General features: G+C 52.8%; 23 protein-coding genes and 1 rRNA gene (1 of these 24 running past the window's edge). 9 read left to right on the forward strand and 15 right to left on the reverse strand.

Annotated elements, in window-relative coordinates:
* Positions 1–13: 13 nt before the first annotated feature.
* The 12 genes from atpH to ravA all read right to left on the reverse strand — a co-directional run bounded on the left by atpH (position 14) and on the right by ravA (position 12,635).
* Positions 14–547 (reverse strand): F0F1 ATP synthase subunit delta, encoded by a 534-nt coding sequence (atpH, locus tag G5574_RS13775; RefSeq protein ID WP_006121199.1) that lies wholly within the window; start codon positions 545–547, stop codon positions 14–16.
* 14 nt (positions 548–561) lie between these two features.
* The gene (atpF, locus tag G5574_RS13780; protein WP_013023933.1) at positions 562–1,032 is read right to left on the reverse strand and encodes a F0F1 ATP synthase subunit B; all 471 of its coding nucleotides are present in this window, start codon (positions 1,030–1,032) and stop codon (positions 562–564) included.
* Positions 1,033–1,134: 102 nt separating this feature from the next.
* Positions 1,135–1,374 (reverse strand): F0F1 ATP synthase subunit C, encoded by a 240-nt coding sequence (gene atpE / locus G5574_RS13785; RefSeq protein ID WP_003849523.1) that lies wholly within the window; start codon positions 1,372–1,374, stop codon positions 1,135–1,137.
* A gap of 48 nt (positions 1,375–1,422) precedes the next feature.
* Positions 1,423–2,241, reverse strand: coding sequence for a F0F1 ATP synthase subunit A (atpB, locus tag G5574_RS13790; RefSeq protein ID WP_033737226.1), 819 nt, complete (start codon positions 2,239–2,241; stop codon positions 1,423–1,425).
* 8 nt (positions 2,242–2,249) lie between these two features.
* Complete coding sequence (gene atpI / locus G5574_RS13795; RefSeq protein WP_006121196.1) at positions 2,250–2,633, reverse strand: F0F1 ATP synthase subunit I; 384 nt, start codon at positions 2,631–2,633, stop codon at positions 2,250–2,252.
* A gap of 689 nt (positions 2,634–3,322) precedes the next feature.
* Positions 3,323–3,940, reverse strand: coding sequence for a 16S rRNA (guanine(527)-N(7))-methyltransferase RsmG (gene rsmG / locus G5574_RS13800; RefSeq protein WP_006121195.1), 618 nt, complete (start codon positions 3,938–3,940; stop codon positions 3,323–3,325).
* A 47-nt stretch (positions 3,941–3,987) separates the two neighbouring features.
* Positions 3,988–5,877: a tRNA uridine-5-carboxymethylaminomethyl(34) synthesis enzyme MnmG gene (gene mnmG, locus G5574_RS13805; RefSeq protein ID WP_164482753.1), complete on the reverse strand. Its 1,890-nt coding sequence runs from the start codon at positions 5,875–5,877 to the stop codon at positions 3,988–3,990.
* A 431-nt stretch (positions 5,878–6,308) separates the two neighbouring features.
* Complete coding sequence (gene mioC, locus G5574_RS13810) at positions 6,309–6,749, reverse strand: FMN-binding protein MioC (protein WP_054634784.1); 441 nt, start codon at positions 6,747–6,749, stop codon at positions 6,309–6,311.
* A gap of 154 nt (positions 6,750–6,903) precedes the next feature.
* Positions 6,904–7,365, reverse strand: coding sequence for a transcriptional regulator AsnC (gene asnC / locus G5574_RS13815; protein ID WP_006121192.1), 462 nt, complete (start codon positions 7,363–7,365; stop codon positions 6,904–6,906).
* A 103-nt stretch (positions 7,366–7,468) separates the two neighbouring features.
* Positions 7,469–9,607, reverse strand: coding sequence for a 5-histidylcysteine sulfoxide synthase (gene ovoA, locus G5574_RS13820; RefSeq protein WP_164482754.1), 2,139 nt, complete (start codon positions 9,605–9,607; stop codon positions 7,469–7,471).
* A 74-nt stretch (positions 9,608–9,681) separates the two neighbouring features.
* A complete protein-coding gene (gene viaA / locus G5574_RS13825; protein ID WP_033737214.1) occupies positions 9,682–11,142 on the reverse strand; it encodes an ATPase RavA stimulator ViaA in 1,461 nt (486 codons plus the stop codon).
* Positions 11,139–12,635, reverse strand: a complete 1,497-nt coding sequence (gene ravA / locus G5574_RS13830; RefSeq protein WP_039339253.1) for an ATPase RavA — start codon at positions 12,633–12,635, stop codon at positions 11,139–11,141. The genes viaA and ravA overlap by 4 nt, the downstream gene beginning before the upstream one ends.
* A gap of 271 nt (positions 12,636–12,906) precedes the next feature.
* Here ravA and kup point away from each other — a divergent pair, with 271 nt between their 5' ends.
* Complete coding sequence (kup, locus tag G5574_RS13835; protein ID WP_006121188.1) at positions 12,907–14,775, forward strand: low affinity potassium transporter Kup; 1,869 nt, start codon at positions 12,907–12,909, stop codon at positions 14,773–14,775.
* 29 nt (positions 14,776–14,804) lie between these two features.
* On the opposite strand, the gene qseC is transcribed toward kup, so the two are convergent.
* Both qseC and qseB read right to left on the reverse strand, forming a co-directional pair.
* Positions 14,805–16,145 carry a quorum sensing histidine kinase QseC gene (gene qseC / locus G5574_RS13840; protein WP_174250599.1) on the reverse strand — a complete coding sequence of 447 codons (1,341 nt, stop codon included), beginning with the start codon at positions 16,143–16,145 and terminating at the stop codon, positions 14,805–14,807.
* Positions 16,133–16,804 (reverse strand): quorum sensing response regulator transcription factor QseB, encoded by a 672-nt coding sequence (gene qseB, locus G5574_RS13845; protein ID WP_006121187.1) that lies wholly within the window; start codon positions 16,802–16,804, stop codon positions 16,133–16,135. Before qseB ends, qseC begins: the two co-directional genes overlap by 13 nt.
* A gap of 160 nt (positions 16,805–16,964) precedes the next feature.
* Here qseB and G5574_RS13850 point away from each other — a divergent pair, with 160 nt between their 5' ends.
* The 7 genes from G5574_RS13850 (at position 16,965) to rbsR (ending at position 23,342) form a co-directional block, all read left to right on the forward strand.
* Positions 16,965–17,366 carry a YgiW/YdeI family stress tolerance OB fold protein gene (locus tag G5574_RS13850; protein WP_006121186.1) on the forward strand — a complete coding sequence of 134 codons (402 nt, stop codon included), beginning with the start codon at positions 16,965–16,967 and terminating at the stop codon, positions 17,364–17,366.
* 182 nt (positions 17,367–17,548) lie between these two features.
* A complete protein-coding gene (gene rbsD / locus G5574_RS13855; protein ID WP_006121185.1) occupies positions 17,549–17,968 on the forward strand; it encodes a D-ribose pyranase in 420 nt (139 codons plus the stop codon).
* A gap of 7 nt (positions 17,969–17,975) precedes the next feature.
* On the forward strand, positions 17,976–19,484 hold the full coding sequence (gene rbsA / locus G5574_RS13860; protein WP_033737209.1) for a ribose ABC transporter ATP-binding protein RbsA: 1,509 nt from the start codon (positions 17,976–17,978) through the stop codon (positions 19,482–19,484).
* The gene (rbsC, locus tag G5574_RS13865) at positions 19,481–20,452 is read left to right on the forward strand and encodes a ribose ABC transporter permease (protein WP_006121183.1); all 972 of its coding nucleotides are present in this window, start codon (positions 19,481–19,483) and stop codon (positions 20,450–20,452) included. The genes rbsA and rbsC overlap by 4 nt, the downstream gene beginning before the upstream one ends.
* A 26-nt stretch (positions 20,453–20,478) precedes the next feature.
* Entirely contained in the window at positions 20,479–21,354 is an 876-nt protein-coding gene (gene rbsB / locus G5574_RS13870; RefSeq protein ID WP_033737208.1) for a ribose ABC transporter substrate-binding protein RbsB, read from the forward strand.
* A gap of 61 nt (positions 21,355–21,415) precedes the next feature.
* Entirely contained in the window at positions 21,416–22,345 is a 930-nt protein-coding gene (gene rbsK / locus G5574_RS13875) for a ribokinase (RefSeq protein ID WP_006121181.1), read from the forward strand.
* A 13-nt stretch (positions 22,346–22,358) separates the two neighbouring features.
* Positions 22,359–23,342 carry a ribose operon transcriptional repressor RbsR gene (gene rbsR / locus G5574_RS13880; protein WP_033737206.1) on the forward strand — a complete coding sequence of 328 codons (984 nt, stop codon included), beginning with the start codon at positions 22,359–22,361 and terminating at the stop codon, positions 23,340–23,342.
* On the opposite strand, the gene mdtD is transcribed toward rbsR, so the two are convergent.
* Positions 23,339–24,739, reverse strand: coding sequence for a multidrug transporter subunit MdtD (gene mdtD, locus G5574_RS13885; RefSeq protein WP_006121179.1), 1,401 nt, complete (start codon positions 24,737–24,739; stop codon positions 23,339–23,341). The two genes, rbsR and mdtD, sit on opposite strands and share 4 nt — an antisense overlap.
* Before the next feature lie 537 nt (positions 24,740–25,276).
* On the opposite strand from mdtD, the gene G5574_RS13890 reads away from it, so the two are divergent.
* A 16S ribosomal RNA gene (locus G5574_RS13890) occupies positions 25,277–26,697 on the forward strand; it runs 115 nt beyond the window's last position.

Consider the following 26,697-nt stretch of genomic DNA (forward strand, 5'->3'; position numbering starts at 1 on the left):
TGCTCCAGTCCCCTTAAGACTGCAAGACGTCTGCCAGACGGTCAAGACGGCCGCGTACGCTGCCATCAATCACCAGATCACCCGAACGGATGATCACGCCTGCCATCACAGACTTATCAATTTTGCAATTCAGCTTAACTTTGCGTGACAGACGTTTTTCCATCGCGGCGCTGATTTTAGTCAGCTGGTCGTCACTCAGCGTGCTGGCAGAAATGACATCCACTTCGGCCGTCGCTTCATACGCGTCCCGAAGTTGAATGAATTGCGCCAGTACAGCTGGAAGCGCTGTCAAACGTCCGTTTTCCGCCATCACCTTAATCAGGTTCTGCGCGGGTTCATCCAGTTGATCACCACAGACTGCGTTAAACGAGGCAGCCAGCGCTTCAGGTGCTAACGCACCGGAAAGCAGGTCAGCCATCTGTTCATTGGCAGCCACTTCTGCGGCAAACGCCAGCATCTTTTGCCAGCGTTCAATACTTTGATGCTCAACAGCAAAGTCAAAAGCTGCTTTGGCGTAGGGGCGAGCTACAGTAATCAGATCAGACATCAGCCCCTCCCTCCTTACAGTTCAGCGACCAGTTTATCAACGATGTCGCTGTTAGCAGCTTCATCCACGGAACGTTCGATGATCTTCTCGGCGCCAGCCATTGCCAGCAACGCGACTTGCTTACGCAGTTCTTCACGTGCACGTTTACGCTCGGCGTCAATTTCAGCCTGCGCTTGTGCCACGATGCGAGTACGTTCGTTATCAGCTTCAGTCTTGGCTTCGTCCAGAATCTGCGTGCGACGCTTGTTCGCCTGCTCGATAATGACCTGAGCTTCCTCTTTCGCTTTTTTCAGCTGGTCGGTCGCATTAGCCTGCGCGAGATCCAAATCTTTCTTCGCGCGTTCAGCAGAAGCAAGGCCTTCAGCAATTTCTTTCTGGCGCTTTTCGATGGCAGCCATAATCGGCGGCCATACGTACTTCATGCAGAACGCGACAAACAGGATGAACGCGATGGCCTGGCCGAGGATTGTTGCATTAATGTTCACAGCACAATGCCTCTAATTAAGTAGTAAACTTTTCTGCCGCTATCAGTGATAAACGGCAGAATCCGTTCACGCCTGCGCCGGGCGCAGAGTGAACACAGGGCTTTAGGCGACAGCAAACATCACGTAGAGGCCCAGACCAACAGCGATCATTGGGATTGCATCCACCAGACCCATTACAACAAAGAACTGCGTGCGCAGCAGAGGAATCAGGTCAGGCTGACGAGCAGCGCCTTCCAGGAATTTTCCTCCGAGGATGCCGATACCGATCGCAGCACCGATTGCCGCCAGTCCCATCATCACAGCGGCAGCCATGTACAGCAGATCCATATTCAGGTTTTCCATGACAGTCTCCAGTTTGTTTCAGTTAAACGCGTATTGTTGAGAAAAAAATCAATGTTCTTCAGATGCCATCGACAGATAGACAATCGTGAGGACCATGAAGATGAAAGCCTGTAGCGAAATGATCAGGATGTGGAAAATGGCCCACGGCACATTCAGAACCCACTGTGACCACCACGGCAACAGACCGGCAATAAGGATAAAGATCAGTTCACCCGCATACATGTTACCGAACAGTCGCAGACCGAGAGAAACCGGTTTGGACAGCAGGCTAACACCTTCCAGAATCAGGTTGATGGGGATAAAGATCGGGTGATTAAAAGGCTGCAGCGTCAGCTCTTTCGTGAAGCCGCCAATGCCTTTCATTTTGATGCTGTAGAACAGAATCAAAATAAAGACGCCCAACGCCATAGATAACGTGATGTTCACGTCTGCGGACGGCACAACGCGAAGCGCTGGCAGGCCTAACCAATGCTCACCGATATACGGCAGCAGATCGATTGGCAGCAGATCCATGAAGTTCATCAGGAAGACCCAGACAAAAATTGTCAGAGCCAGCGGGGCGATAAGTTTACTTTTACCGTGATACATGTCGCGCACGTTGCTATCAACGAAACCGACAACCAGCTCGATAGCCGCCTGCATTTTCCCTGGCACACCGCTGGTGACGCTTTTCGCCACGCTACGGAACAACACCAGGAAGATAACTCCCAGCACCAGAGAGAAAAACATGGAATCGATATTTAATACCCAGAACGTCGCGGGAGCGTCGTGAGCATTCACTAACTCGAAGGTACGCAGGTCCAACTGAAGATGAGTCAGGTGGTGACCAATGTACTCTTGCGGAGTAGAGATTTCTCCTGCAGCCATGATGCCTCTTACCCTTTGTTGTTAATTACCGCCGGTGCCAACATCTGTACGACCAGCACCGATAACCAGGCTACTCCGACCGGCCAAAAGACCGCATCGAATACACCCAACGCCACAATGAGCAAAATAATGGTCGCGAACACTTTGGCTATTTCACCCAAAGCAAAGCTCCATGCGACGCGCCCCGATGCCGGGGTTTGACCTTGCAGGCGCCAGGCTATAAACAAGAACAACACGTTCGGCAGCCAGGCTGCCACGCCGCCAGCAAGTGCAGAGGCGCCCCAGGTCATATCTTTCAGGGCAAAAAAGAGAACACCGACGATGACAATGGTCACTAACTGAATCATCAGCACCGTTCGGGCGTATTTTACACTGTAAAGAGACACTGACATGACGCTGATACTCTCCTGCCCCTTTAGGGGTATGTCGCGTGTCGTATAAGACTGCCTTTGTGCATTTGAGTCAAGTAGCAAAAGCCGTGCAAATTATACGGGCCGCACCTGTGATTTCAATCGTTAAGTAACGAAAAGGTGAACAATTATCTAAATTTCTTTCCGAAGGACTATTTTTCCAAAGATAGAGAGCCGGTCGTTACGAATTACACGCCGAAAAGTTCGGTCGTCATGCTGTTTTAAAGCGTGCTTTAGATCACATAATAAGCATTCGCACCGTAGCCGGTTTTATCGTCCCGTAATTACCTGAGCTAAGAATTAATAAATAAACCCTTTATGGACAGTTACTTAAAAAGAATTACCGCCTCATTTTTTCGTAATGGCGATAAAAAGGGTCTATTGACATCGAAGACGGGTTCAGAATCGTAAAATGCTTATTCCCCGTGACCACATTTCATTGCCGTTTAACCGGATAATGGGTGATTCACACCTGGAAAATTCCAGGAATGCGTGATTATTTTGATAAAAAGTTGTGAAGTAAAAGTTAAATGTGAAAAAGTTTTTCAGATAATTTCCGCGTGGGTATTTAACATTGCGAGGTGAAATAACCGATGAGACAAATGTCGCCCTACCGCATCTTTGGTAACACGTGCACCATGCCTCGTCGTCGCGCACGGTGCAAACTTCAGCTATTCACGTCCGATAATGACCAGGTGACGTTCACCCTCAAGCTGAGGAACCCGCAATGCAACCACGCTATCAAGCGCATAGCCTGCAGGCAGGTTGGCAATTTCATCATCAGGCCGTACGCCTTTAAGAGCATAAAAGTGGCCGTCTTCCGCCGGTAAGTGGTGGCACCAGCTCACCATATCGTCCAGGGAGGCAAAGGCACGGCTGATGACGCCGTCAAATGGCGGCTCTGCAGGAAAGTCCTCTACCCTGCTCTGTACTGGCGTGATATTGGTCAAACCGAGTTCATGCTGGACCTGCCGTAAAAAACGCACACGCTTACCGAGGCTGTCCAGTAAAGTGAAATGCGCATCAGGCATGACGATGGACAGAGGAATACCAGGTAAGCCCGGCCCTGTCCCGACATCGATAAAGCGGGCACCTTTAAGATGCGGCGCAACCACAATGCTGTCCAGAATATGGCGCACCAGCATCTGCTGGGGATCCCGTACGGACGTCAGATTATAGGCTTTATTCCATTTATCCAGCAGCCCGACATAGGCTACCAGTTGCTGTTTTTGTTGATCGGTAAGAGAAATGTTTGCCGCTTGCAGCAGCGAAGTGAGTTTGTTGATCACAGCATCAGTCCAGTCAGCGGGGGCGGGTAAGCCCGCCCCGGTTCAGATCAGGCGCTTTTGCGCAACAGACCTTGTTTTTTCAGGTAAATAAGTAAAATCGAAATTGCCGCAGGCGTAATGCCTGAAATGCGTGACGCCTGACCAATTGACGTGGGTTTATGATCGTTCAGCTTGGCGATAACTTCATTGGACAGACCGCTGACCTGACGATAATCCAGCGTCGCAGGCAGTAATGTATTTTCGTTTCGCAGCTGACGTTCAATCTCTTCCTGCTGGCGCGCAATATAACCTTCGTATTTCACCTGGATTTCGACCTGCTCAGCAGCCTGCTCATCGGTTAACGCCGGGCCAAATGCTTCCAGCGTCATCAGTTTCAGGTAGGTCATTTCAGGACGACGGAGCAAATCTTCACCGCTGGCTTCTTTCGTCAACGGTGCGCTGGTTACGGTATTCACGTCGGCGATGTTTGCGGATTTAGGATGGACCCAAATATCACGCAGTCGCTGACGCTCGTGCTCGATCGCTTCCAGCTTCTGGTTAAAGCGCGCCCAGCGCGCATCGTCCACCAGACCGAGTTCGCGACCCGTTTCCGTCAGACGCAAATCGGCGTTGTCTTCACGCAGCATCAAACGGTATTCAGCACGCGAGGTAAACATGCGATACGGTTCTTTGGTGCCGAGCGTACAAAGATCGTCCACCAGCACGCCCAGATAGGCCTGGTCACGACGTGGCGCCCAGCTTTCCTTATCAGCAGACTGTCTTGCCGCATTCAGGCCTGCCAGCAAGCCCTGGGCCGCCGCTTCTTCGTAACCGGTGGTGCCGTTGATCTGGCCAGCAAAGAACAGACCGGCAATAAATTTGCTTTCCAGCGTGGGTTTCAGATCACGTGGGTCGAAAAAATCATACTCAATGGCATAGCCCGGGCGCACGATTTTTGCATTTTCCATACCCTGCATAGAACGTACGATCTGCATCTGCACATCGAATGGCAGGCTGGTGGAGATACCGTTCGGGTAGATCTCGTTGCTGGTCAGCCCTTCAGGCTCAAGGAAAATCTGATGCGAATTGCGATCGGCAAAGCGCATGACTTTGTCTTCAATCGAAGGGCAATAGCGTGGGCCGATCCCTTCGATGATCCCGGCATACATGGGGCTACGATCGAGGTTATTGCGGATCACATCATGCGTTTTTTCATTGGTATAGGTGATCCAGCACGGAACCTGCTGAGGATGCTGTGACGCGCTTCCCATGAACGAAAACACAGGCATGGGGTTGTCGCCATGCTGCGGCGATAACACGCTGAAGTCGATGCTACGTGCGTCAATACGCGGCGGAGTGCCAGTTTTCAGACGATTAACACGTAAGGGTAACGCACGCAGACGTTTCGCCAGCGGGATAGAAGGGGGATCACCCGCGCGTCCACCGCTGTAGTTATCCAGCCCGATATGAATTTTCCCGTCAAGGAACGTGCCCACGGTTAACACAACGGTTTTGGCACGGAACTTCAGGCCCATTTGCGTCACAGCACCGACGACACGATCGTTTTCAACGATGAGATCATCGACGGCCTGCTGGAAGATCATCAGGTTGGGCTGATTCTCCAGTGCTGTACGCACAGCCTGACGGTAAAGCACGCGGTCGGCCTGCGCACGCGTTGCCCGAACAGCAGGGCCTTTACTGGCGTTTAGTATCCTAAACTGAATGCCGGCCTGGTCGATCGCGCTGGCCATCAAACCGCCTAAGGCATCCACTTCCTTTACCAAATGTCCTTTGCCGATACCACCGATCGCCGGATTGCAGGACATTTGTCCCAGCGTATCAATGTTATGGGTCAGTAACAGGGTTTGCTGACCCATTCGGGCTGCTGCCATGGCAGCTTCCGTGCCCGCATGACCACCACCAATAACGATGACGTCAAAAGGATCTTGATAAAACATGAAGTGGTACCTCGTTGATGAATAGTCAGAGATCGTTCTCTCTGGGCGGTGGATTCTACTGAAATTATGGCTGAGGCGAAAGCAGCGGGATCGTCAGGTTTAAAAGATAAGATCTTTATTCTTTATATGATCTCTCTGTTAGATCTCTTATTAGGATCGCCATGCCTTGTGGATATCTGCGGAAACCTCAAAGGAAACAAGTTGGTAGCGAGGATCGATACCTGTGAATGATCGGTGATCCCGATCCGTATAAGCTGGGATCAAAACAGGTCCTTATCCACAGCTCAGAAAGTAAACTACGGTTGTTCTTTGGATAACTACCGGTTATACGCAGAAAAGCAGGGTAGTTATCCACAAAACAAACAGCAGGATCCGACGAAAAACAATATTATCTGCTGGGGATCGTCATTATTTCACGATCCCACACCCGCTCAGATCGCGGATTTCCAGGTCATCACCCACTCTTCAGCCGGATCTTCAGGGATCTCATGTTCGAGAATGTCGATTTCCAGTCGTTCACCGATACGCTGCGCGCCGCAGGCAATCAGAAGAGCATCAATATTGCGGATGGCGCCACAAAACAGATCGTACTCATGATTGCCAATGCCAACAGCCCCAAAACGGACGGCAGACAGATCGGGACGGCTTTCATTAATAGCATCATAAAAAGGTTGCAGATTGTCAGGTAACTCACCGGCGCCGTGGGTTGAACTTACCACCAGCCAGATGCCTTCCTGCGGCACCTCTTCCAGCTCAGGGCCATGCATCATCTGTGTAGAGAAGCCCGCTTCCTGCAGTTTTTCTTCGAGATGTTCGGCAACATATTCGGCGCTGCCTAAGGTGCTGCCACTGATTAACGTAATGTCGGCCATCGTGCTCTCCTGAGGTGAAGCCGGTATTGTACGCTGTGATCAAGCAGTGATCCACCTGTGGAAAACAAGGTTATTAGTTTAGATAAACCCGATACAGCCGTTGTCAGACGGCTGATCGTCAAAGGATAAGATTGTGCACAAGCCGGTGGAAAGATCAGGGCTTGATGGTTCGCATAATTGGATTTTGCAGTGAGATCAGTGTCTCAGTGGACTGGATTTCATCGATGGTCTGGATCTTATTGATTAATACCTGCTGCAGGGCATCGATAGAACGACACATGACTTTAATGAAAATACTGTAGTGCCCGGTGGTGTACCAGGCTTCCACGACCTCATCCAGGGCTTCAAGCTTGCTGAGGGCTGCCGGGTAATCACGGGCGCTTTTCAGGATAATGCCGATAAAACAGCAGACATCAAAACCCAGCTGACGCGGGTCGATCTCGACCCGCGTGCCCAGAATGATGCCCGCCTGCTTCATCTTTTCGACGCGTACATGAATCGTTCCCGGACTGACATTGAACTGTTTAGCCAGCTCGGCGTAGGCGGTTCGCGCATTTTCCAGCAGGGCATTCAGAATGCCCCGGTCCAGATTATCCAGCTGCAGATGGTCAGGCATTGTCATCCTCGTTATCGTTTTTCTTCAATGAACTGAGGAGAATGTGCAGCAAAATAACGGCCCTGGCAACCAACGGACAGCGGCACGTGCCGCTGCCCACGGGTTAACGCTTACGCCAGAGCGTGACCTGGGCAAGCGTGTGCTGGAACTTACGGGCGGTTTCACGAATCACAAACGGCACGTCCTGTGGCGAACCGATTTGCTCAAAGTCTGCCGCCAGCAGGCGTTGTAGCGCCTGTAAGGTCGTCAGCGCTTCGCCATTTTCCCTTACCCCGCCCAACCAGTTTTCCTTCGGCGTAAACTCTTCAAGCCAGGTGTATGGCGATGACAGAACCAGAAGGCCACCCGAGCGGATCATGGGGGTGACATCATGAAGGAACCGGGCCGGCTGGCGCAGGCGATCAATCAGATTTGATGCCAGGACCAGATCGTAACGTGTAGGCTGGGGTTTCATATTACAGGCATCACCCTGGATAAACTGAATACGCTTTGCCTGTTCGCTGGTAACAGAAAAGTCCTTAAGCCTTACCTGACGATACTCAACCAACTCGCCTTCTTCCGGCACGACATAACGGAAATCCTCACCCGTGGTCAGCTGTAACGCGACATCAATAAAGCGTGCCGAGTAATCCATGCCGGTCACATGCGCAAAGTGACGAGCCAGCTCAAAGCTCGCGCGGCCCGTCGCGCAGCCGATATCCAGTGCCTCTCCGCGGTTCTTACAGTGCGGCAGCGCCAGTGTGACCAGCGCTTCTGCATAGTTATCAACGCCGAAATACCGTGGGCCGTATTGGAAATCGAGATATTGTGAAACCATGCTGTCGGTTTCATAAGGGTTCAGCGCCATGGTTTCCTGATGGGAAGAAACGACATAGCGGAAGCCGGCATGCTGGAAAAAGTGGCGACGGAAGGCATAACGTGACGATTTAATGGCTTCATTGCCAGTCGATATCCAACTGCCACCTTTAATAAGTGAATGCTTACCATCAAAGGTAGGTGTCGAGAAATCATCGTAAAGGGGATGAACTTTGAAGCCCTCAAAGCCATTGGTTGGCGTAGTCGTCCACTGCCAGACGTTCCCCACGATGTCAAAGAACTCACCCTGTGGGAAGCGATCAACAGGACAGGATGAAGCCCAGTAGGCCAGGTTTATGTTGCCCGGCGCCTGATCCCAGTCTGGCTGGTCGCCTTCAACCTGTTCACGCAACTGGTACCATTCTGCTTCGCAAGGCAACTGCACAGATTTTCCGGTTTCCTCGGCTTTCCAGCGGCAAAACGCGGCCGCTTCCAACTGATTCACCTCAGCAGGCCAGTCCCATGGCATTGCCACTTCTTCGCACATCAAACGCAGTTTTAGCTGATCGGGCATCGCGGCGTTGCCGACCCAGAAGGTCGGCATTGTCGCCCTGGCAAACTTACGCCAGCCCAGCCCTTCTTCATCCCACCAGCGATCGTTCTGGTAACCGCCCGCTTCGATAAAGGTATAAAACTCGGCATTACTGACCAGCATTTTGCTGGCTTTAAACGGTTTCAGCTCGGTCTGCTGCGTGCCGTATTCGTTGTCCCAGCCGTAGGTGTCATCGGTTTTACCCAGCGTAATCAGTCCGCCTGGCTGAGAAACCAGGCTGTTTGTCGGGACGGACTGGCGATCGTGACGCGCTTCGCTGCAGACCGGCCATTGTGGTTGAGGTTTTACCCATTCAACCGGTAACTGCCGAATCAGTACGCTGGATGTTTCAAGATGAATACGTTCATGCTCAATGCCCATCAAAATAACCCAGGCCGGACTGTCCCAGCTAACAGGCAATTCCAGCGGCATCGTTTCAATAAACTGCGTCACCAGTGCTTTCACACTGCCGCGATAATCGCGTACAGCTTCCACTGAAGGCCAGTCATAGTGACTGTCATTAAGATCATCCCAGCTCATTTCATCGACGCCTATTGCCAGCATCGCTTCGATGCGATCGTCAATACGTGAGTCGATGTAGCGGCCTGCCATGAGCTTGTTTATATAAAAGGTGGCGGTGTGGCCGAAATAGAAGATCAGCGGATGACGCAGCGGTATCGCTTTTGTAAACCAGGCGCGTTGATCGTTGAGGCAGGTAAACAGATCCTCGTACAGCGCCCAGGTCTGGTTGAAATAAGCCAGGAGCTCGGCACGTTTTTGTTCGACGTTTTGGCCAGAGAGCAGCGGTGTTCGGGTTAGGGCTGGCAAATCATGATGGTGTTGAACAGCGTTCACAGGACACTCCAGATTGCTGAATAAGTAATTGCAGATATTTACTATAAAGCAAAATGGAATTTCTGCCGTAGGGCTTAACGGCGCCAGTGACGCAATAAACGGCTTTTTATGCCGGTATCAAAACGCCAGATATGGTCAAAGATACGCATGATGCCGGGTTTTCCGTGCGCAGACATGGCGACAGCGTGAAAGCGTTGCTGCTGCTGTTGCTGGCGATGTTTAACGCTGCGCACAACCTCATCTGGCAGGCGTTGCGCGATAAAATCAGACACGATGACGGCATCCGCATCCTGCCATTGCGGCCCTTCCATGCGGGCAATTACGGCGGAAAGGCAGGCTGCCAGGTCGGTGCCACCGCGAAAACGCTGGCTGAGAAAACGAATGGCCTGCTCCAGTCCGTCATCGCCCGTTAATTCGTAACCAATTACGTCATGCGCGAATAACATGATGTAACAGCGCCGCCGATCGGCCAGCGCAATCTTGAGAAGGGCCAGGCAAAAGGCTTTTGCACATCGCTCATTGAAACCGCCCATCGAGCCGGACGTATCGACACAAACGATAAAGGGGCCACGTGGCTGTTCTTCATGCTGCTGGTGGCTGACCGGACGCTGAGTGATCTTTTCGTGCCAGGCGTCACCCTGAAGTTTGTAAGTAAGTAATCGCTTCTCTACCAGGCGGCGGTAAAACTCAAGTTCCAGTTCACTGACGCTTAATGCCGCAAGCTCAGGCGGTAATAAACGCAGCACATCATCGCTCTGATGAATGCCGCTGACTTCTTCCGGCACGGCATCCGGTTCGCGTACCAGATGATGGAATGTTTCCAGCGGGGCATCCTGTGAAGGCACCGACTTTGCTTCCCGGCTGCGGCCCAGTTGCTGAGCCAGCTTCATTAATTCAGGCTGCTGCGCAAGAAAATCCCCATATTGCAGCATCAACTGGTAATCGCCGTGCTGGAGCGGGGCTTTGCCCATATCCCACAAGCGTCCGGCTGCGGCTTCGTCATCATCCGCCAGTACCGGCGCCAGCTGCCCGCTCAGTGCCATACGTTGCTGCAACTCTGCCATCAGACGTTCACGCTGCTGCTCAAGGAGTTGTTCATTCAGCGTGAGCGTTTGCAGTGTGAGGCTGAGCCGCCAGCGTTGCAGGAATAAGGTATGTTGTGCGGTGCTGAGATTACCGGGATCGTTATGCAGCAGCAGCCGTCGAGCTTCCTCTAAGAAAGGGGACGTCAGGCGTTCGAGGTGAGCAAGCGTTTCATCAAGTTGCTGGCTAAATTCACGATCGCTGAGTAACTGAATACGCTGAAACAGCTGAAATTCTTCCGCCAGCATGTCGGGAACGGGCGTGGCTTTGAGTTCGGCGTCAATCTCGGCTTTCCAGCGAGGGACATCACGTAGCAGCGCCTTCTTCATACCGGGGAATTTTTCAAAGAACAGCGCCAGCTGTGGAGACGCGAGTAAGGCCAGAATAAGCTCTTCAATCAGGTCCGTTTCGCCGATTGACAGCAATGTACTCAGCGTCTCCAGTGAGATCATTTACGCGCCTGTTTGAGCTGTTCCGCCACATCCTGCAGGCTGGTTTCGACGCGTGCCAGCCAGTCATCGCTGATAAACAGGCAACGTTGCTGCTGGCTGAAAAGGTGACGCTGTTGACGCAACTGGCCGTCAAGTTCATCCAGCGCGTCGCTGATTTCCTGCGGCAAGGCATCGGCGCTGCTGGCACCCGGCAATGTCAGCCTGGCGGTTTGCAAACTGACGTCGCGTATCGCCAGGCAGTGCTGCGCATCCACCAGCAAATCCAGCGTCTGCGCAAAACCGATGCCATTTAATTTACCGCGCACATCACCACCTTTTTGCAGCCAGTGATCCAGCGCTTCGCGCTCGATCACCAAATGCGTCACCTGCATGTCGTGCAGCACCAGGGGTTTCTGCAACATCAGGGTTAACTGTGCCTCGGTAAAGCTTTCGGGCAAATCGTAATGGGGTTTACGGCTAAACATACCGCTGTGTTTTTCCAGCGTGATCGCGGCAGCGACGCTTTGTTGCTGTTGCAACGCCAGCCGGCGCGCTTTGAGCTGCTGGAGTTTCAGCAGGATCGTTTGCTGTTGCCAGGCGTGCTGCGTCATCAACTGATCGATTTCACTGTCCAGAATTTTCATCGACGCGATGTCGTGCCACAGGCAGTCCTTAAGCAGGATCAGATCGAGGGGCGCTATCGCATTGCGGCCACTGTAAAAAGCGCTGGCCTGCAACAGGTGAATGGCTTTTTTCCAGCGGCGATCGGAAATGTAGGGTGCCTCTGGTAGCTTCTCCAGGTGCTGACGTAGCTGGTATATCAGTTCAAAGACATTATCCGGCAACGCAACCTGACTGATGCCTTGCTGCCATTGCACATATTCTTCGTCACTGATGCGCAGCGACTCGGCTACCGGATTGTCATTTTCATCCTGCTGGTGGGTCAGCATGCTGCGGAAGTTTTGTTTTTCATGCACGTTGTCCAGCCACAGGCGGATCAACATACGGTCATACAGGGCTTCCAGTCCGCTGTCGGCTTCCGGTAACTCATTCGAGGCGGTGACCAGCAGGCGCATCGGAATTTTTTCTTCGCTATCGCCATTACGAAAGCGGCGTTCGTTGATGGCGGTGAGCAGCGTATTCAGGATGGCCGGGCCGGCTTTCCAGATCTCATCCAGAAAAACGATTTCAGCGTCCGGTAAATAACCTTTGGTCAGCCTCTGATAACGGCCTTCATCTTTCAATGCCTGGATGGAAAGGGGACCAAAGACTTCTTCCGGTGTGGAGAAGCGGGTCATCAAATATTCAAAGGCACGGGCATGTTGAAAGGCGCATTTCAGTCGGCGGGCAATCAGGCTTTTTGCAATACCTGGCGGGCCAAGTAAAAAAACGCTTTCGCCGCTAAGTGCGGCCAGCAAACAAAGGCGAATGGCATGATGTCGCTCATACAAACCTTTTTCTAACGCATTGCTGAGCCGAGAAATTCTTTCTGCCAAAAGATGGGGTTGAGCCATAATCACATCTATGTCCTTACGATCGTCGAGCCGCAGCGTTTTAGCGAACGCAATACTCTATAGGGTATGATGCGCGAAAGCGTTAATCGATGTCAGCTTTTTTGTTTCATAAGGTTCGATAGCGCGGCTTTTAATGTTAATAAGAACGCAAGAAATCAGGGGATGACCGCCTGTAACCCTGACGGCGGAGTATAAATTTTCGTGAATACGTGCATACTGTGCGCTTTTTGATGGCTTGAGCGCCTCTCAGAATCTAACAAAAGATCATTTTATGAGCTCTGATAATAAGCACTCACTAGGCGGATTAACGCTGGCGGCTATTGGGGTCGTCTATGGCGATATCGGTACCAGCCCGCTTTATACCTTACGCGAATGTCTTTCGGGACAGTTTGGTTTTGGCGTTGAACGGGATGCCGTCTTTGGCTTTCTTTCGCTGATTTTCTGGCTGCTGGTGCTGGTGGTCTCGTTGAAATACATCAGCTACGTTATGCGTGCTGATAATGCCGGAGAAGGCGGTATTCTGACGCTGATGTCGTTGGCGGGCCGACATACGGGCGGGCGCATAACGGCAACGCTGGTAATTATGGGACTGATTGGCGGCAGCTTCTTCTATGGCGAAGTGGTGATTACGCCAGCCGTCTCCGTCCTGTCAGCGATTGAAGGGCTGGAAATCGCCGCGCCCAACCTGGACAGCTATATTGTTCCGCTGGCAATCACCGTGCTTACGCTGCTGTTTATTATCCAGAAACACGGTACAGGGATTGTCGGTAAACTGTTTGCGCCGGTCATGCTGCTGTGGTTTATCGTGCTGGCAATACTGGGCGCACGAAGCATTGCCAACAATCCTGAGGTACTCCAGGCGCTGAATCCTTACTGGGCGCTGCACTTCTTTGTGGAATATAAATCGGTGTCCTTCTTTGCGCTTGGCGCCGTTGTGCTGGCGATTACGGGCGTTGAAGCGCTGTATGCAGACATGGGGCACTTCGGTAAGTTTCCTATTCGTCTGGCGTGGTTTGTGGTGGTGCTGCCGTCGCTGGTGCTCAACTATTTTGGTCAGGGTGCGCTGTTGCTGAAACACCCGGAAGCGATCAAAAACCCGTTTTTCCTGCTGGCACCCGACTGGGCGCTTGTCCCCATGTTGATTCTGGCAACGTTAGCCACCGTCATCGCCTCGCAGGCGGTTATTTCCGGCGTATTCTCGTTAACCCGCCAGGCCGTGCGTCTCGGCTATCTGCCGCCCATGCGCATTGTTCATACCTCAGAAAAAGAGTCAGGCCAGATCTATATCCCAATCATTAACTGGCTGCTCTATTTCTCTGTGGTGATTGTGATTATTGGTTTTGAGCATTCGAGTAATCTTGCTGCGGCGTACGGGATTGCGGTCACGGGCACAATGGTGCTGACCTCTGTGCTTTGCGCGACCGTCGCGATAATGAACTGGCACTGGAATCGCTATCTGGTTGGACTGATTTTGATTGCCATGCTGTGCATTGATGTATCCCTGTTCTCGGCCAACCTGATCAAGATTTTCTCCGGTGGCTGGCTGCCGCTGACTCTGGCATTGATGATGTTTATCGTGATGACGACATGGAAGAGTGAACGCTTCCGTTTGCTGCGTCGTATGCATGAACACGGCAACTCTCTGGAGGCAATGATTGCTTCTCTGGAAAAATCGCCGCCTGTGCGCGTGCCCGGAACGGCGGTTTATATGTCACGCGCACTAAATGTGATCCCTTTTGCCATGCTGCATAACCTTAAGCACAATAAGGTGCTGCACGAACGCGTGGTGTTATTAACACTGCGCACAGAAGACGCGCCCTATGTGCATAACGTCAGACGCGTGACTATCGAACAGTTGTCGCCGACCTTCTGGCGTGTGGTAGCCAGTTACGGCTGGCGTGAAACGCCAAACGTAGAGGAGATTTTCCATCGTTGTGGGCTGGAGGGACTGAACTGCCGCATGATGGAGACCTCATTCTTTATGTCTCATGAGTCGCTGATTATCGGCAAACGGCCATGGTATCTGCGACTGCGCGGCAAGCTGTTCATGACGCTACAGCGCAATGCGCTACGTGCGCCAGATCAGTTTGAGATTCCGCCCAACCGGGTGATTGAACTGGGTACCCAGGTCGAGATTTAACAGCATGCGCCTGCCTGTCAGGCGCTTTTTTACCAGCTCAGGCTGACGCACAGCCCGCCTTCCGGAAGCTGACTGAAGTGCAGCGTCATGCCATGTAACTGGGCAATATTGCGCACAATGGATAAACCTAATCCACTGCCGCTTTTCTCCTGCCCTGGCGGACGCCAGAAACGCTCACCCAGTCGTTGTAGCGCGTCGGGTGATAAACGGTTGCCGTTATCTTCCACTCGCAACCTTCCAGACTGAAGAATCAGATCCACGTTGCTGCCTGGCGGTGTATAACGAATGGCGTTATCAAGCAGATTCCTTATCAGCAAAGACAGCAGCAAGGGATGTCCCGAAATGACCGGATCGGCTTCAGCATTGAAGCGCAACCGGATATCACTTTTCTCTGCCAGCGGCAGCTGTGAGGCCAGGGTTTCCTGCGCCACTTTCTTCAGCATGACGGGCTGGAACGCGTTACGGGCATCCTCTGCTTCAATACGCGACAGCGTCAGTAACTGATCCACCAGACGTGTCGCCCGGACAATGCCCGCATCCAACTGCTGAAGTGCATGCGTGCGCATTGCCTCGTCATCGGCGGCCAGTTGGATGACCTCGCTTTGTACCTGCAGGGCCGCCAGCGGACTGCGTAATTCGTGCGCCGCATCGGACGTGAAGCGGCGTTCCCGCTGCACCATCGTATGAATTCGACCAAACAGTCCATTCAGCGCGTCAATGACCGGGCGCACCTCTTTCGGCACGCGGTCAGCCTGTAAAGGCGCATCATCATCAGGTGCGCGTTGAGCCAGTTGCTGGCTGAGCTTTTTTAGCGGGCGGAGTTCATACCAGACCAGGCCCGTTAACATCAGCAGCATAAAGGGGAGTGAAATCAGCCAGGGCAGCGTGCTGGTCTTCACGATATCGTTGGCCATGTCATCCCGGTATTCCCATTCCTGACCCACCACTACGCGGTAGCGTTGATCGGGCGTGGTCAGCCAGACTAACCGCCAGGGATCGTCATCGTCCCTGAGCTGACCATTCAGAAAGCCCTGATGATCGGCATTAAAGAGAAGATCTTTGCCGTTATCGCCATCGTTGAGGACCGGTTTTCCATCACGCGTAAAGACGGCAAAGGCCAGCGCATCATCATCCTGTTCGCCCCGGTTATGGGGCAGTATTTTTTTACTCCTGGGAAGCGAGGTTTCGTTCACTGAGGTGAAATTCAGCGTCAGCAGGCGCTTTGCAAGTAACAGTTGCTGCGTATCAAACAGCTCATTGATCGTTTCGCGCGTCTGGTAGCGAGCGCTCAGCGTGGCCGCTCCCCAGCAGATGCCGAGTATCAACATCAGGCCAATGCCCAGACGCAGGAATAAGCTCATCGATCGCATTCGCTTTCCCCCAGCGTATAGCCCACGCCGTGAATCGTGCGAATAAAGCGTTGGCCTAATTTCCTGCGCAGATGATGAATATGCACCTCCACCGCATTACTCGAAACCTCGGTATCCCAGGTGTAAAGTTTTTCTTCTAACTGGCTGCGCGTCAGCACGCGCCCCGGGTTACGCATAAACAGTTCCAGCAGCGCCATCTCGCGGCTTTTTAGTTCAACGCTGGCCCCGTTTTGTACCACGCTGAGGTTACCGGGGATCAATACGACATCGCCGTGACGCAGTTCGGGTTGCAGTTGCCCATGGCGTCGTCGAATCAGTGCCTGTAAACGCGCGGCGACTTCGGTCAGCGCAAAGGGTTTGCACAGATAATCGTCCGCGCCCATCTGTAATCCTTCAACCCGTTGGTCGAGTGCATCGCGCGCCGTCAGAATGAGTACCGGGACATCGTAGCCCTGCTGACGCCACTGGCGCAGAATGTCCAGCCCGTCACGCTCCGGCAGGGACAAATCAAGCACAACCGCATCCCACGGGGCTGCATTCAGGGCCTGAAATCCGGCCTCGCCTGAGACAAACCAGTCGACGCTAAACCCCAGCTTGCTGAGTCCAGCCTTAATGCCGTCGCCGATCAGGCGATCGTCCTCAATCAGTAAAATGCGCATCGTTTCTCCCTTTTAATAAGCGATTTATACGAAGCGAAATGGCGGTTGTACAGCGAGTCTGGCTAAAAAAAGAGGATATTTTCCCCTTAAGATCCTGTTAAGAACTGTGTGGTTTACTGCTTTCACTGAAAGAACGGATTCACAGACAAGAGGTGACGAAATGAAAAAGTATGCTGCACTTATCGCTGTAACACTGTTAGCGTCTGCGCCTGTACTGGCGGCACAACAAGGCGGTTTTGTTGACCCGAATGCGCCTGCACCGGCAGCACACACGCAGCAGGGTGGTTTTCACGCCGATCACACCAGCGTCGTGACGGTGAAGCAGGCTGAAGCGATGAAAGATGACAGCTGGATTACCGTAAGGGGTCAGCTTGAAAAACAAACGGGTAACGAAGATTATCTGTTCCGCGATGAAAGCGGCACAATGACGGTCGAGATCGACCATAAGCGCTGGAATGGCGTCACGGTTTCGCCGAAAGATCGGGTTGAGCTGACAGGTGAACTGGATAAAGATTTCAACAGCATTGAACTGGATGTGAAACAGGTTAAGAAGCTCCCTTAATCACCCGTGACCGGACCGTATTGACGGTCCGGTTTTCCTTTCAGAACAGTCCCTAACTCAAATTCCCTCCGGCAGTATCGAAACGTTTCGATAGCGATCACAAATTTCTTTTCCAGTGGTTGAATTGTAACCTTCTTTTTATACACTCCAGAAAGCGAAACGTTTCGCTCTGGAGTGGAAAAATGAAAAAAGGTCGCCTGTTAAACGCTGAACTCTCATACGTTATCGCCCGCCTGGGCCATACAGATACGTTAACGATCGCTGATGCGGGGTTGCCCATTCCGGCAGAAACGCAGCGTATCGATCTGGCACTGATACCGGGTACGCCAGGCTTCATGCAGGTGGTGGAAGCGGTAACGCATGAGATGCAGGTGGAAAGCGCCTTTATCGCGGAAGAAATTAAGCAACACAATCCGCAGCTCCATAGCGAACTGATCGCCGTGCTCGACGCATTGCAACAGCACCAGGGAAATCGCATTACCATCCGCTACATCAGTCATGAACAGTTTAAACAACAAACACAACGTAGCCAGGCGGTCATTCGCAGCGGAGAGTGCTCTCCGTATGCGAATGTCATCCTGAGTGCCGGTGTGACCTTCTGAGGCCGTTATGCAACCGTTACTGCAGCTCAAAGGCATCGAAAAAGCGTTTCCGGGCGTGAAAGCATTAAATGGCGCGTCGCTGTCCGTCTGGGCAGGGCGCGTTATGGCATTAGTCGGTGAGAATGGCGCCGGCAAGTCCACCATGATGAAGGTGCTGACCGGGATTTATACCCGTGATGCCGGATCACTGCAGTGGCTGGGCGAAGAAACCACCTTCAGTGGACCGAAAGCCTCGCAGGAAGCCGGTATCGGCATTATCCATCAGGAGCTCAACCTGATCCCGCAGTTGACTGTGGCAGAAAACATCTTTCTTGGGCGTGAATTCGTTAATGGCTTTGGTCGCATTAACTGGAAGCGGATGTATGCCGAGGCGGATGCGCTCCTGAAACGCCTGAATCTGCGTTTTAGCAGTCACAAGCTGGTGGGCGATTTATCCATCGGCGATCAACAAATGGTCGAAATTGCCAAGGTTCTGAGCTTTGAATCGAAAGTCATCATTATGGATGAGCCCACGGATGCGCTGACGGATACCGAAACATTGTCCTTGTTCCGGGTGATCAATGAACTGAAGGCGCAAGGATGCGGCATCGTTTATATCTCTCATCGCATGAAAGAAATTTTTGAGATTTGTGATGACGTGACGGTCTTCCGTGACGGGCAATTTATTGCAGAGCGTCCGGTCGCCGAGATGAGCGAAGAGAGCCTGATCGAAATGATGGTGGGACGCAAATTAGAAGATCAGTATCCCCATCTGGATGAGGCGCCCGGCGAAATTCGTCTTAAGGTTCAGAACCTCAGCGGCCCTGGCGTGGATGACGTCAGCTTCACCTTACGTAAAGGCGAAATTCTCGGCGTATCGGGCCTGATGGGCGCAGGCCGGACAGAGTTAATGAAAATTTTGTATGGTGCCTTGCCCCGTACCGGGGGGCAGGTCTGGCTGAGTGGACGTGAAGTCGTGATCCGTTCTCCTCAGGATGGCCTGGCTAACGGCATCGTTTATATCTCCGAAGATCGCAAGCGCGATGGCCTGGTGTTAGGCATGTCAGTCAAAGAAAACATGTCGCTTACCGCCTTACGCTATTTCAGTCACCCGGCTGGCAGACTGCGCCATGCGGAAGAGCAGCTCGCTGTAAAAGATTTCATTCGCTTATTTAACGTGAAAACGCCGTCGATGGAGCAGCCGATTGGCCTGTTATCGGGCGGGAATCAGCAGAAGGTGGCGATAGCCCGTGGATTGATGACGCGCCCTAACGTGTTGATTCTTGACGAACCGACGCGCGGCGTGGACGTCGGGGCCAAAAAAGAGATCTATCAGCTGATTAATCAGTTCAAAGCTGAAGGGCTGAGCATCATCCTGGTGTCGTCAGAAATGCCAGAGGTGCTGGGCATGAGTGACCGCATTGTCGTGATGCATGAAGGCCGTTTAAGCGGCGAATTTAGCCGTGAAGAAGCTACCCAGGAAAGCCTGATGGCAGCAGCCGTCGGTAAGCAACACAGTGAGGATTTAGTTGTATGACCACCCAAACCGTTCCATCTAACCGTCGCTGGTTCAGCAAAGCCTGGCTACTTGAGCAAAAATCGCTGATTGCGCTGATTGTGTTGATTGCTGTGGTGGCGAGCCAGAGCCCGAATTTCTTTACTGTGGCCAACCTGTTCAACATTCTTCAGCAGACATCGGTCAATGCCATCATGGCTGTGGGAATGACCCTGGTCATTTTAACGTCCGGCATCGATCTTTCCGTCGGCTCGCTGCTGGCGCTGACGGGCGCGGTGGCCGCCTCGCTGGTAGGCATGGAGGTGAATGCCTTTGTTGCCGTTGCAGCCTCCCTGGTGCTGGGCGCGGCGATTGGTGCGGTCACGGGAACCATCGTGGCGCGGGGCAAGGTGCAGGCGTTTATCGCTACGCTGGTCATGATGTTACTGCTGCGCGGCGTCACCATGGTTTATACCAACGGCAGTCCGGTCAATACCGGTTTTAACGATAATGCCGATCTGTTTGGCTGGATTGGTATTGGTCGTCCGCTGGGTATTCCAACCCCGGTCTGGCTGATGGCGCTGGTGTTTGTCGCCGCCTGGTACATGCTGCATCACACGCGCCTGGGTCGCTATATTTATGCGTTGGGCGGTAATGAGGCGGCCACGCGTCTCTCCGGCATCAACGTTAACCGTGTGAAAGTTATTGTTTACTCACTGTCTGGCATGCTGGCCGCGCTGGCGGGATCGATTGAAGTGGCGCGTCTGTCTTCTGCCCAGCCAACAGCGGGTACAGGCTATGAACTGGACGCTATCGCGGCTGTCGTGCTGGGCGGAACGAGTCTGGCAGGCGGTAAAGGCCGCGTCGTTGGCACCTTAATTGGCGCATTAATCCTTGGCTTTTTAAACAATGGATTAAATCTGATGGGTGTATCTTCCTACTACCAGATGATCGTCAAAGCAGTCGTTATTCTGCTGGCGGTGCTGGTGGATAATAAAAGCAGCAAATAACTCAGACTCTTATACAGGATAAAATGATGAAAAAGTTAACTGCACTCGCTGTCATTCTTGGCGCAACCCTCAGCGCCAGCGCAATGGCGAAAGATACCATTGCCCTTGTTATCTCTACGCTGAATAACCCGTTCTTTGTGTCCCTGAAAGACGGCGCGCAAAAAGAAGCGGACAAACTGGGTTACAACCTGGTCGTGCTGGATTCACAGAACAACCCTGCGAAAGAACTGGCTAACGTGCAGGATCTGACGGTTCGCGGCACCAAAGCACTGCTGATCAACCCAACCGATTCTGACTCTGTAGGCAATGCCATCAAGCTGGCTAACCAGGCAAAAATCCCTGTTATCACGCTGGATCGCGTGGCGGCTCAGGGTACCGTGGTAAGCCATGTTGCATCTGATAACCGCTTCGGCGGAAAAATGGCAGGTGACTTTATTGCCCGTAAACTGGGTGATGGCGCGAAAATCATCGAATTAGAAGGGATCGCGGGAACTTCAGCAGCCCGTGAACGTGGCGAAGGCTTCCAGAAAGCCGTTGATGCACACAAGTTCAAGGTCCTGGCCAGCCAGCCTGCTGACTTTGACCGTACTAAAGGCCTGAACGTGATGCAGAACCTGTTGCAGGCGCATCCAGATGTGCAGGCGGTATTTGCCCAGAACGACGAAATGGCACTGGGTGCCCTGCGTGCACTGCAGACTGCTGGCAAGACCGATGTGCTGGTGGTGGGCTTTGACGGCACGCCAGATGGTGTGAAAGCCGTTGAAGGCGGTAAGCTGGCGGCGACCGTTGCTCAGATGCCAGAGAAAATTGGCATGATCGGCGTTCAGACTGCTGATAAAGTGCTGAAAGGCGAAAAAGTGCAGGCAGTTTATCCAGTTGATTTGAAACTGGTTACTAAATAAATCAAAGAAAAGCAGGGCACTGCGCCACCCATCGGTGGCGCACTTATTTCGGACTCTCCCAATGAGCAAACACGCAAAACTGGCCGTTCTCGGCAGCATCAATGCTGACCATATCCTTAATCTGGCACACTTTCCCCGCCCCGGCGAAACGGTGATCGGGCAGAAATATCAGATTGCGTTTGGTGGTAAAGGCGCCAATCAGGCGGTTGCGGCCGGCCGTGCGGGCGCGGATATTGCCTTTATTGCTTGTGTCGGTGCCGATGACATTGGTGAACGTGTCTGTCAGCAACTCGCGCAGGATAAGATTGATACCCAGCCGGTAGAGGTCATTGAGGGTGAATCGACGGGCGTTGCGATGATCTTCGTCAATGGTGAAGGCGAAAATAATATAGGCATCTATTCCGGTGCTAATGCCGCGTTAACGCCAGCCTACGTCGCGCGTCACCAGCAGGTTATCGCCGGGGCTGACGCATTACTGATGCAGCTTGAATCGCCACTGGACAGCGTGGTAGCGGCGGCAACCCTTGCCCGGCAGCATCAGACGCAGGTCATTTTGAATCCTGCGCCAGCAACGGCTCTGCCGGACAGTCTGTTAGCGCTGGTTGACGTGATTACGCCAAACGAGACTGAGGCTGAAATCCTGACAGGAATCGCCGTCAGAAATGATGAGGACGCTGCGCGTGCGGCGGCTGCGTTACATAATAAAGGCATCCCCACTGTCTTGATCACCCTGGGACGCCGTGGCGTCTGGCTGAGTGAAAAGGGCCAGGGGCAACGTGTTGCGGGCTTTGACGTGAAAGCCGTAGATACGATTGCGGCGGGTGATACGTTTAACGGCGCGTTTATCACAGCACGTCTTGAAGGCAAGGCCATGCTGGATGCCGTTCGCTTTGCGCACGCTGCTGCGGCAATTGCGGTAACCCGTTCGGGAGCACAGCCCTCTGTACCCTGGCGTGCCGAGATCGACGACTTTTTACAGCAACAGGGTTAAGCGCTTGGCTACGATGAAAGATGTCGCCCGGCTGGCGGGCGTCTCCACCTCAACGGTTTCACACGTCATCAACAAGAATCGTTTTGTGAGCGATGGGGTGCGTGAAAAAATCGAACAGGCGATTCGCGATCTGAACTATGCGCCGTCGGCACTGGCTCGTAGCCTCAAGCTTAACCAAACCCATACGATCGGCATGCTACTGACCGCCAGCAGTAACCCCTTTTATGCCGAAGTGGTACGTGGTGTTGAAGACAGCTGTTATGAGCGTGGATACAGCCTGATTCTGTGCAATACCGCCGGGGACGAAGACCGTATGAATCGTAGCCTGGAAACCTTGCTGCAAAAGCGGGTCGATGGTTTGCTGATTATGTGCACGGAAAGCCATTTACCGTCGGCGGAAATCCTGAATCGTTATCCTTCTATTCCTATGGTGATGATGGACTGGGCGCCTTTCGAAGGGCGGGGCGATATCATTCAGGATAACGCGCTGTTGGGGGGTGAACTGGCGACACAGCATCTGATTGACAGCGGATATTCGCGAATCGCCTGTATTTCCGGGCCGCTTGATAAAACCCCGGCGCGCATGCGCCTTGAAGGTTTTCATCAGGCAATGCAGAAAAACGGTCTGGAGGTCCCGCCAGACTATGTCGTGAGCGGTGACTTTGAGTTTGCGGGCGGTTATAACGCCATGTTCGAACTGTTGGCGCTGGATACCCCACCGCATGCCGTTTTTACCAGCAACGACGCGATGGCGGTTGGGGTTTACCATGCACTACATCAGGCCGGCTTGCAGATTCCGCAGGATATGGCGGTGATGGGATATGATGACGTGGAACTGGCGCGCTATATGTCGCCGCCGCTGAGCACCATTCATCAACCGAAAGATGAGCTGGGTGAACTGGCTATTGATACGTTGATTTATCGTCTGAGTAATCCCGACGTCAGCCAGCAGACGCTGGTACTGACGCCGGAACTGGTTCCGCGGGGATCGGTTTAAGCTTTCTTCTTTTTATCGCGATTTTTAATCAGGTTGCGTCCGTCGCCATTGCGCAGCATCGTAAACGTCAGCGCTGACAGGACGGTGACGATGCCCATCGTCAGGAAGGTAGAATGGAACTGTTCTACTGTCGTGCTATCAAATTCCTGATAAAAGCGCAGGACAGCTGCACTCACGGCCACCCCAAAGCTGATCGCGAGCTGCTGTGTCACCGCGAGTACACTGTTGCCGCCACTGGCATTGTCGTCATCCAAATCAGCCAGGGTAATGGTGTTCATTGCCGTAAACTGGGTGGACATCGCCATACCTAACAGAAAGAGTGGAATTAATAAGAACGCAATATCCTCAGAAGGTGACTGCAGCGAGAAGCTGGCGATCATCACGCCAATGATCATCGTAATACTGACTAACAGGCGGCGATAGCCAAACCAGCGCAGTAATTGCGTCACGCTTTGTTTAGCCAGAATGGAGCCAATGGCTGTGGGGGCCATCATGCAGCCAGCCAGAATCGCAGAATAGCCAAATCCTACCTGAAGCATCAGCGGCATCAAAAACGGCACGCAACCAGTGCCCAGCCGCGAAGCGATGTTACCAATGATGCCTACCGAGAATGTGCGTGTTTTAAACATGGGCAGATTGATCAACGGCGAGGGATGACGCCGGGCATGGGCTATATAGAGGAGCAACAAGACAACGCCGCCAGTCAGAACGCCTGCCGCAAGCCAGGGTGAGACAATACGCTCACCAAACAGCTCTATGCCGGTAGATATCATCACTAATCCAATGCCGAACAATAAAAATCCCAGAAAGTCGAAGCGGCGCTTTGGTGTCGTGAAGTCAGGCATGAATTTACGTGCATAGACGATGCCGAGCAGACCTATCGGAATGTTTATCAGGAAGATCCAGTGCCAGGTGGCATAGGTCACCATGATTCCCCCCAGCAACGGCCCCAGTATCGGTCCGACTAATCCCGGCATGGTGACAAAGTTGAGAATAGGTAAGAGTTCACTACGGGGATAGGCACGCAGAAGGGCCAGCCGCGCGACGGGCATCATCATCGCGCCACCCACGCCCTGAATAACGCGCGATGTGACCAGTATTGATAAGGAGGGCGATAAGGCACAGGCAAGTGAACCCAGCGTAAACAGCGAAACGGCAATAATAAAGATCTTGCGTGTGCCAAAGCGGTCTGCAAGCCATCCACTAACCGGAATAAGCATGGCAACAGTTAAGGTGTAGCTGATAACGGCGGACTGCATGGCTAGCGGGGAACGTTCAAGGCTGGTAGCGATCGCGGGCAGCGCGGTATTGAGTATCGTGGCATCCAGTGACTGCATAAAGAAGGCCATAGCGGCAATCCATGGCAGACCGGCCATACTGCGCGCGGATTTAATCATTGAGCGTCCTTCGTAATGTCTTCGGCAAAGAATATAAAAAAGAATAGCATTGGCAGAAATGCACAATACGCCTCTTTCAACCGATATGTGGTGATTTCCGTGCGTTATTTACGCAGGATGTGTCGCTTTTTACCCCGTTCGTTTAAAAATGAATCGCTCAGTCATTTTTTTATAATTAATGCTTGTCACCCAGAAAGAACGCCCTATAATGCGCCTCCACTGACACGGCACAACGGCTTACGTAACGCGGTGTTCAGCAGAAAACTCCCCGGAGTTTTCGCCGGAGAAAAACTTCTGAAAAAGAGGTTGACTCTGAAGGAGGAAAGCGTAATATACGCCACCTCGCAACAGACGGTTAACCCGCTGGTTGCACTGCTCTTTAACAATTTATCAGACAATCTGTGTGGGCACTCGCAGGATTGATATCCGCGTCTCCGGACGCAAAAAAATATCAAGTCTTAAGAGTGAACACGTATTGAAATTCATTACGACGTTTTCCTTGAGCATCGCTGCACTGGTTGCAGCAAATCAAACTTTAAATTGAAGAGTTTGATCATGGCTCAGATTGAACGCTGGCGGCAGGCCTAACACATGCAAGTCGGACGGTAGCACAGAGGAGCTTGCTCCTCGGGTGACGAGTGGCGGACGGGTGAGTAATGTCTGGGAAACTGCCCGATGGAGGGGATAACTACTGGAAACGGTAGCTAATACCGCATAACGTCGCAAGACCAAAGTGGGGACCTCCGGGCCTCACACCATCGGATGTGCCCAGATGGGATTAGCTTGTAGGCGGGTAACGGCCCACCTAGGCGACGATCCTAGCTGGTCTGAGAGGATGACCAGCCACACTGGAACTGAGACACGGTCCAGACTCCTACGGGAGGCAGCAGTGGGAATATTGCACAATGGGCGCAAGCCTGATGCAGCCATGCCGCGTGTATGAAGAAGGCCTTCGGGTTGTAAAGTACTTTCAGCGGGGAGGAAGGTGCTGAGGTTAATAACCTCATCAATTGACGTTACCCGCAGAAGAAGCACCGGCTAACTCCGTGCCAGCAGCCGCGGTAATACGGAGGGTGCAAGCGTTAATCGGAATTACTGGGCGTAAAGCGCACGCAGGCGGTCTGTTAAGTCAGATGTGAAATCCCCGGGCTTAACCTGGGAACTGCATTTGAAACTGGCAGGCTTGAGTCTCGTAGAGGGGGGTAGAATTCCAGGTGTAGCGGTGAAATGCGTAGAGATCTGGAGGAATACCGGTGGCGAAGGCGGCCCCCTGGACGAAGACTGACGCTCAGGTGCGAAAGCGTGGGGAGCAAACAGGATTAGATACCCTGGTAGTCCACGCCGTAAACGATGTCGACTTGGAGGTTGTTCCCTTGAGGAGTGGCTTCCGGAGCTAACGCGTTAAGTCGACCGCCTGGGGAGTACGGCCGCAAGGTTAAAACTCAAATGAATTGACGGGGCCCGCACAAGCGGTGGAGCATGTGGTTTAATTCGATGCAACGCGAAGAACCTTACCTACTCTTGACATCCAGCGAACTTTCCAGAGATGGATTGGTGCCTTCGGGAACGCTGAGACAGGTGCTGCATGGCTGTCGTCAGCTCGTGTTGTGAAATGTTGGGTTAAGTCCCGCAACGAGCGCAACCCTTATCCTTTGTTGCCAGCGATTCGGTCGGGAACTCAAAGGAGACTGCCGGTGATAAACCGGAGGAAGGTGGGGATGACGTCAAGTCATCATGGCCCTTACGAGTAGGGCTACACACGTGCTACAATGGCGCATACAAAGAGAAGCGACCTCGCGAGAGCAAGCGGACCTCATAAAGTGCGTCGTAGTCCGGATCGGAGTCTGCAACTCGACTCCGTGAAGTCGGAATCGCTAGTAATCGTGGATCAGAATGCCACGGTGAATACGTTCCCGGGCCTTGTACACACCGCCCGTCACACCATGGGAGTGGGTTGC

The organism is Pantoea stewartii (genome assembly GCF_011044475.1).
Classification (GTDB): Bacteria; Pseudomonadota; Gammaproteobacteria; order Enterobacterales; family Enterobacteriaceae; genus Pantoea; species Pantoea stewartii.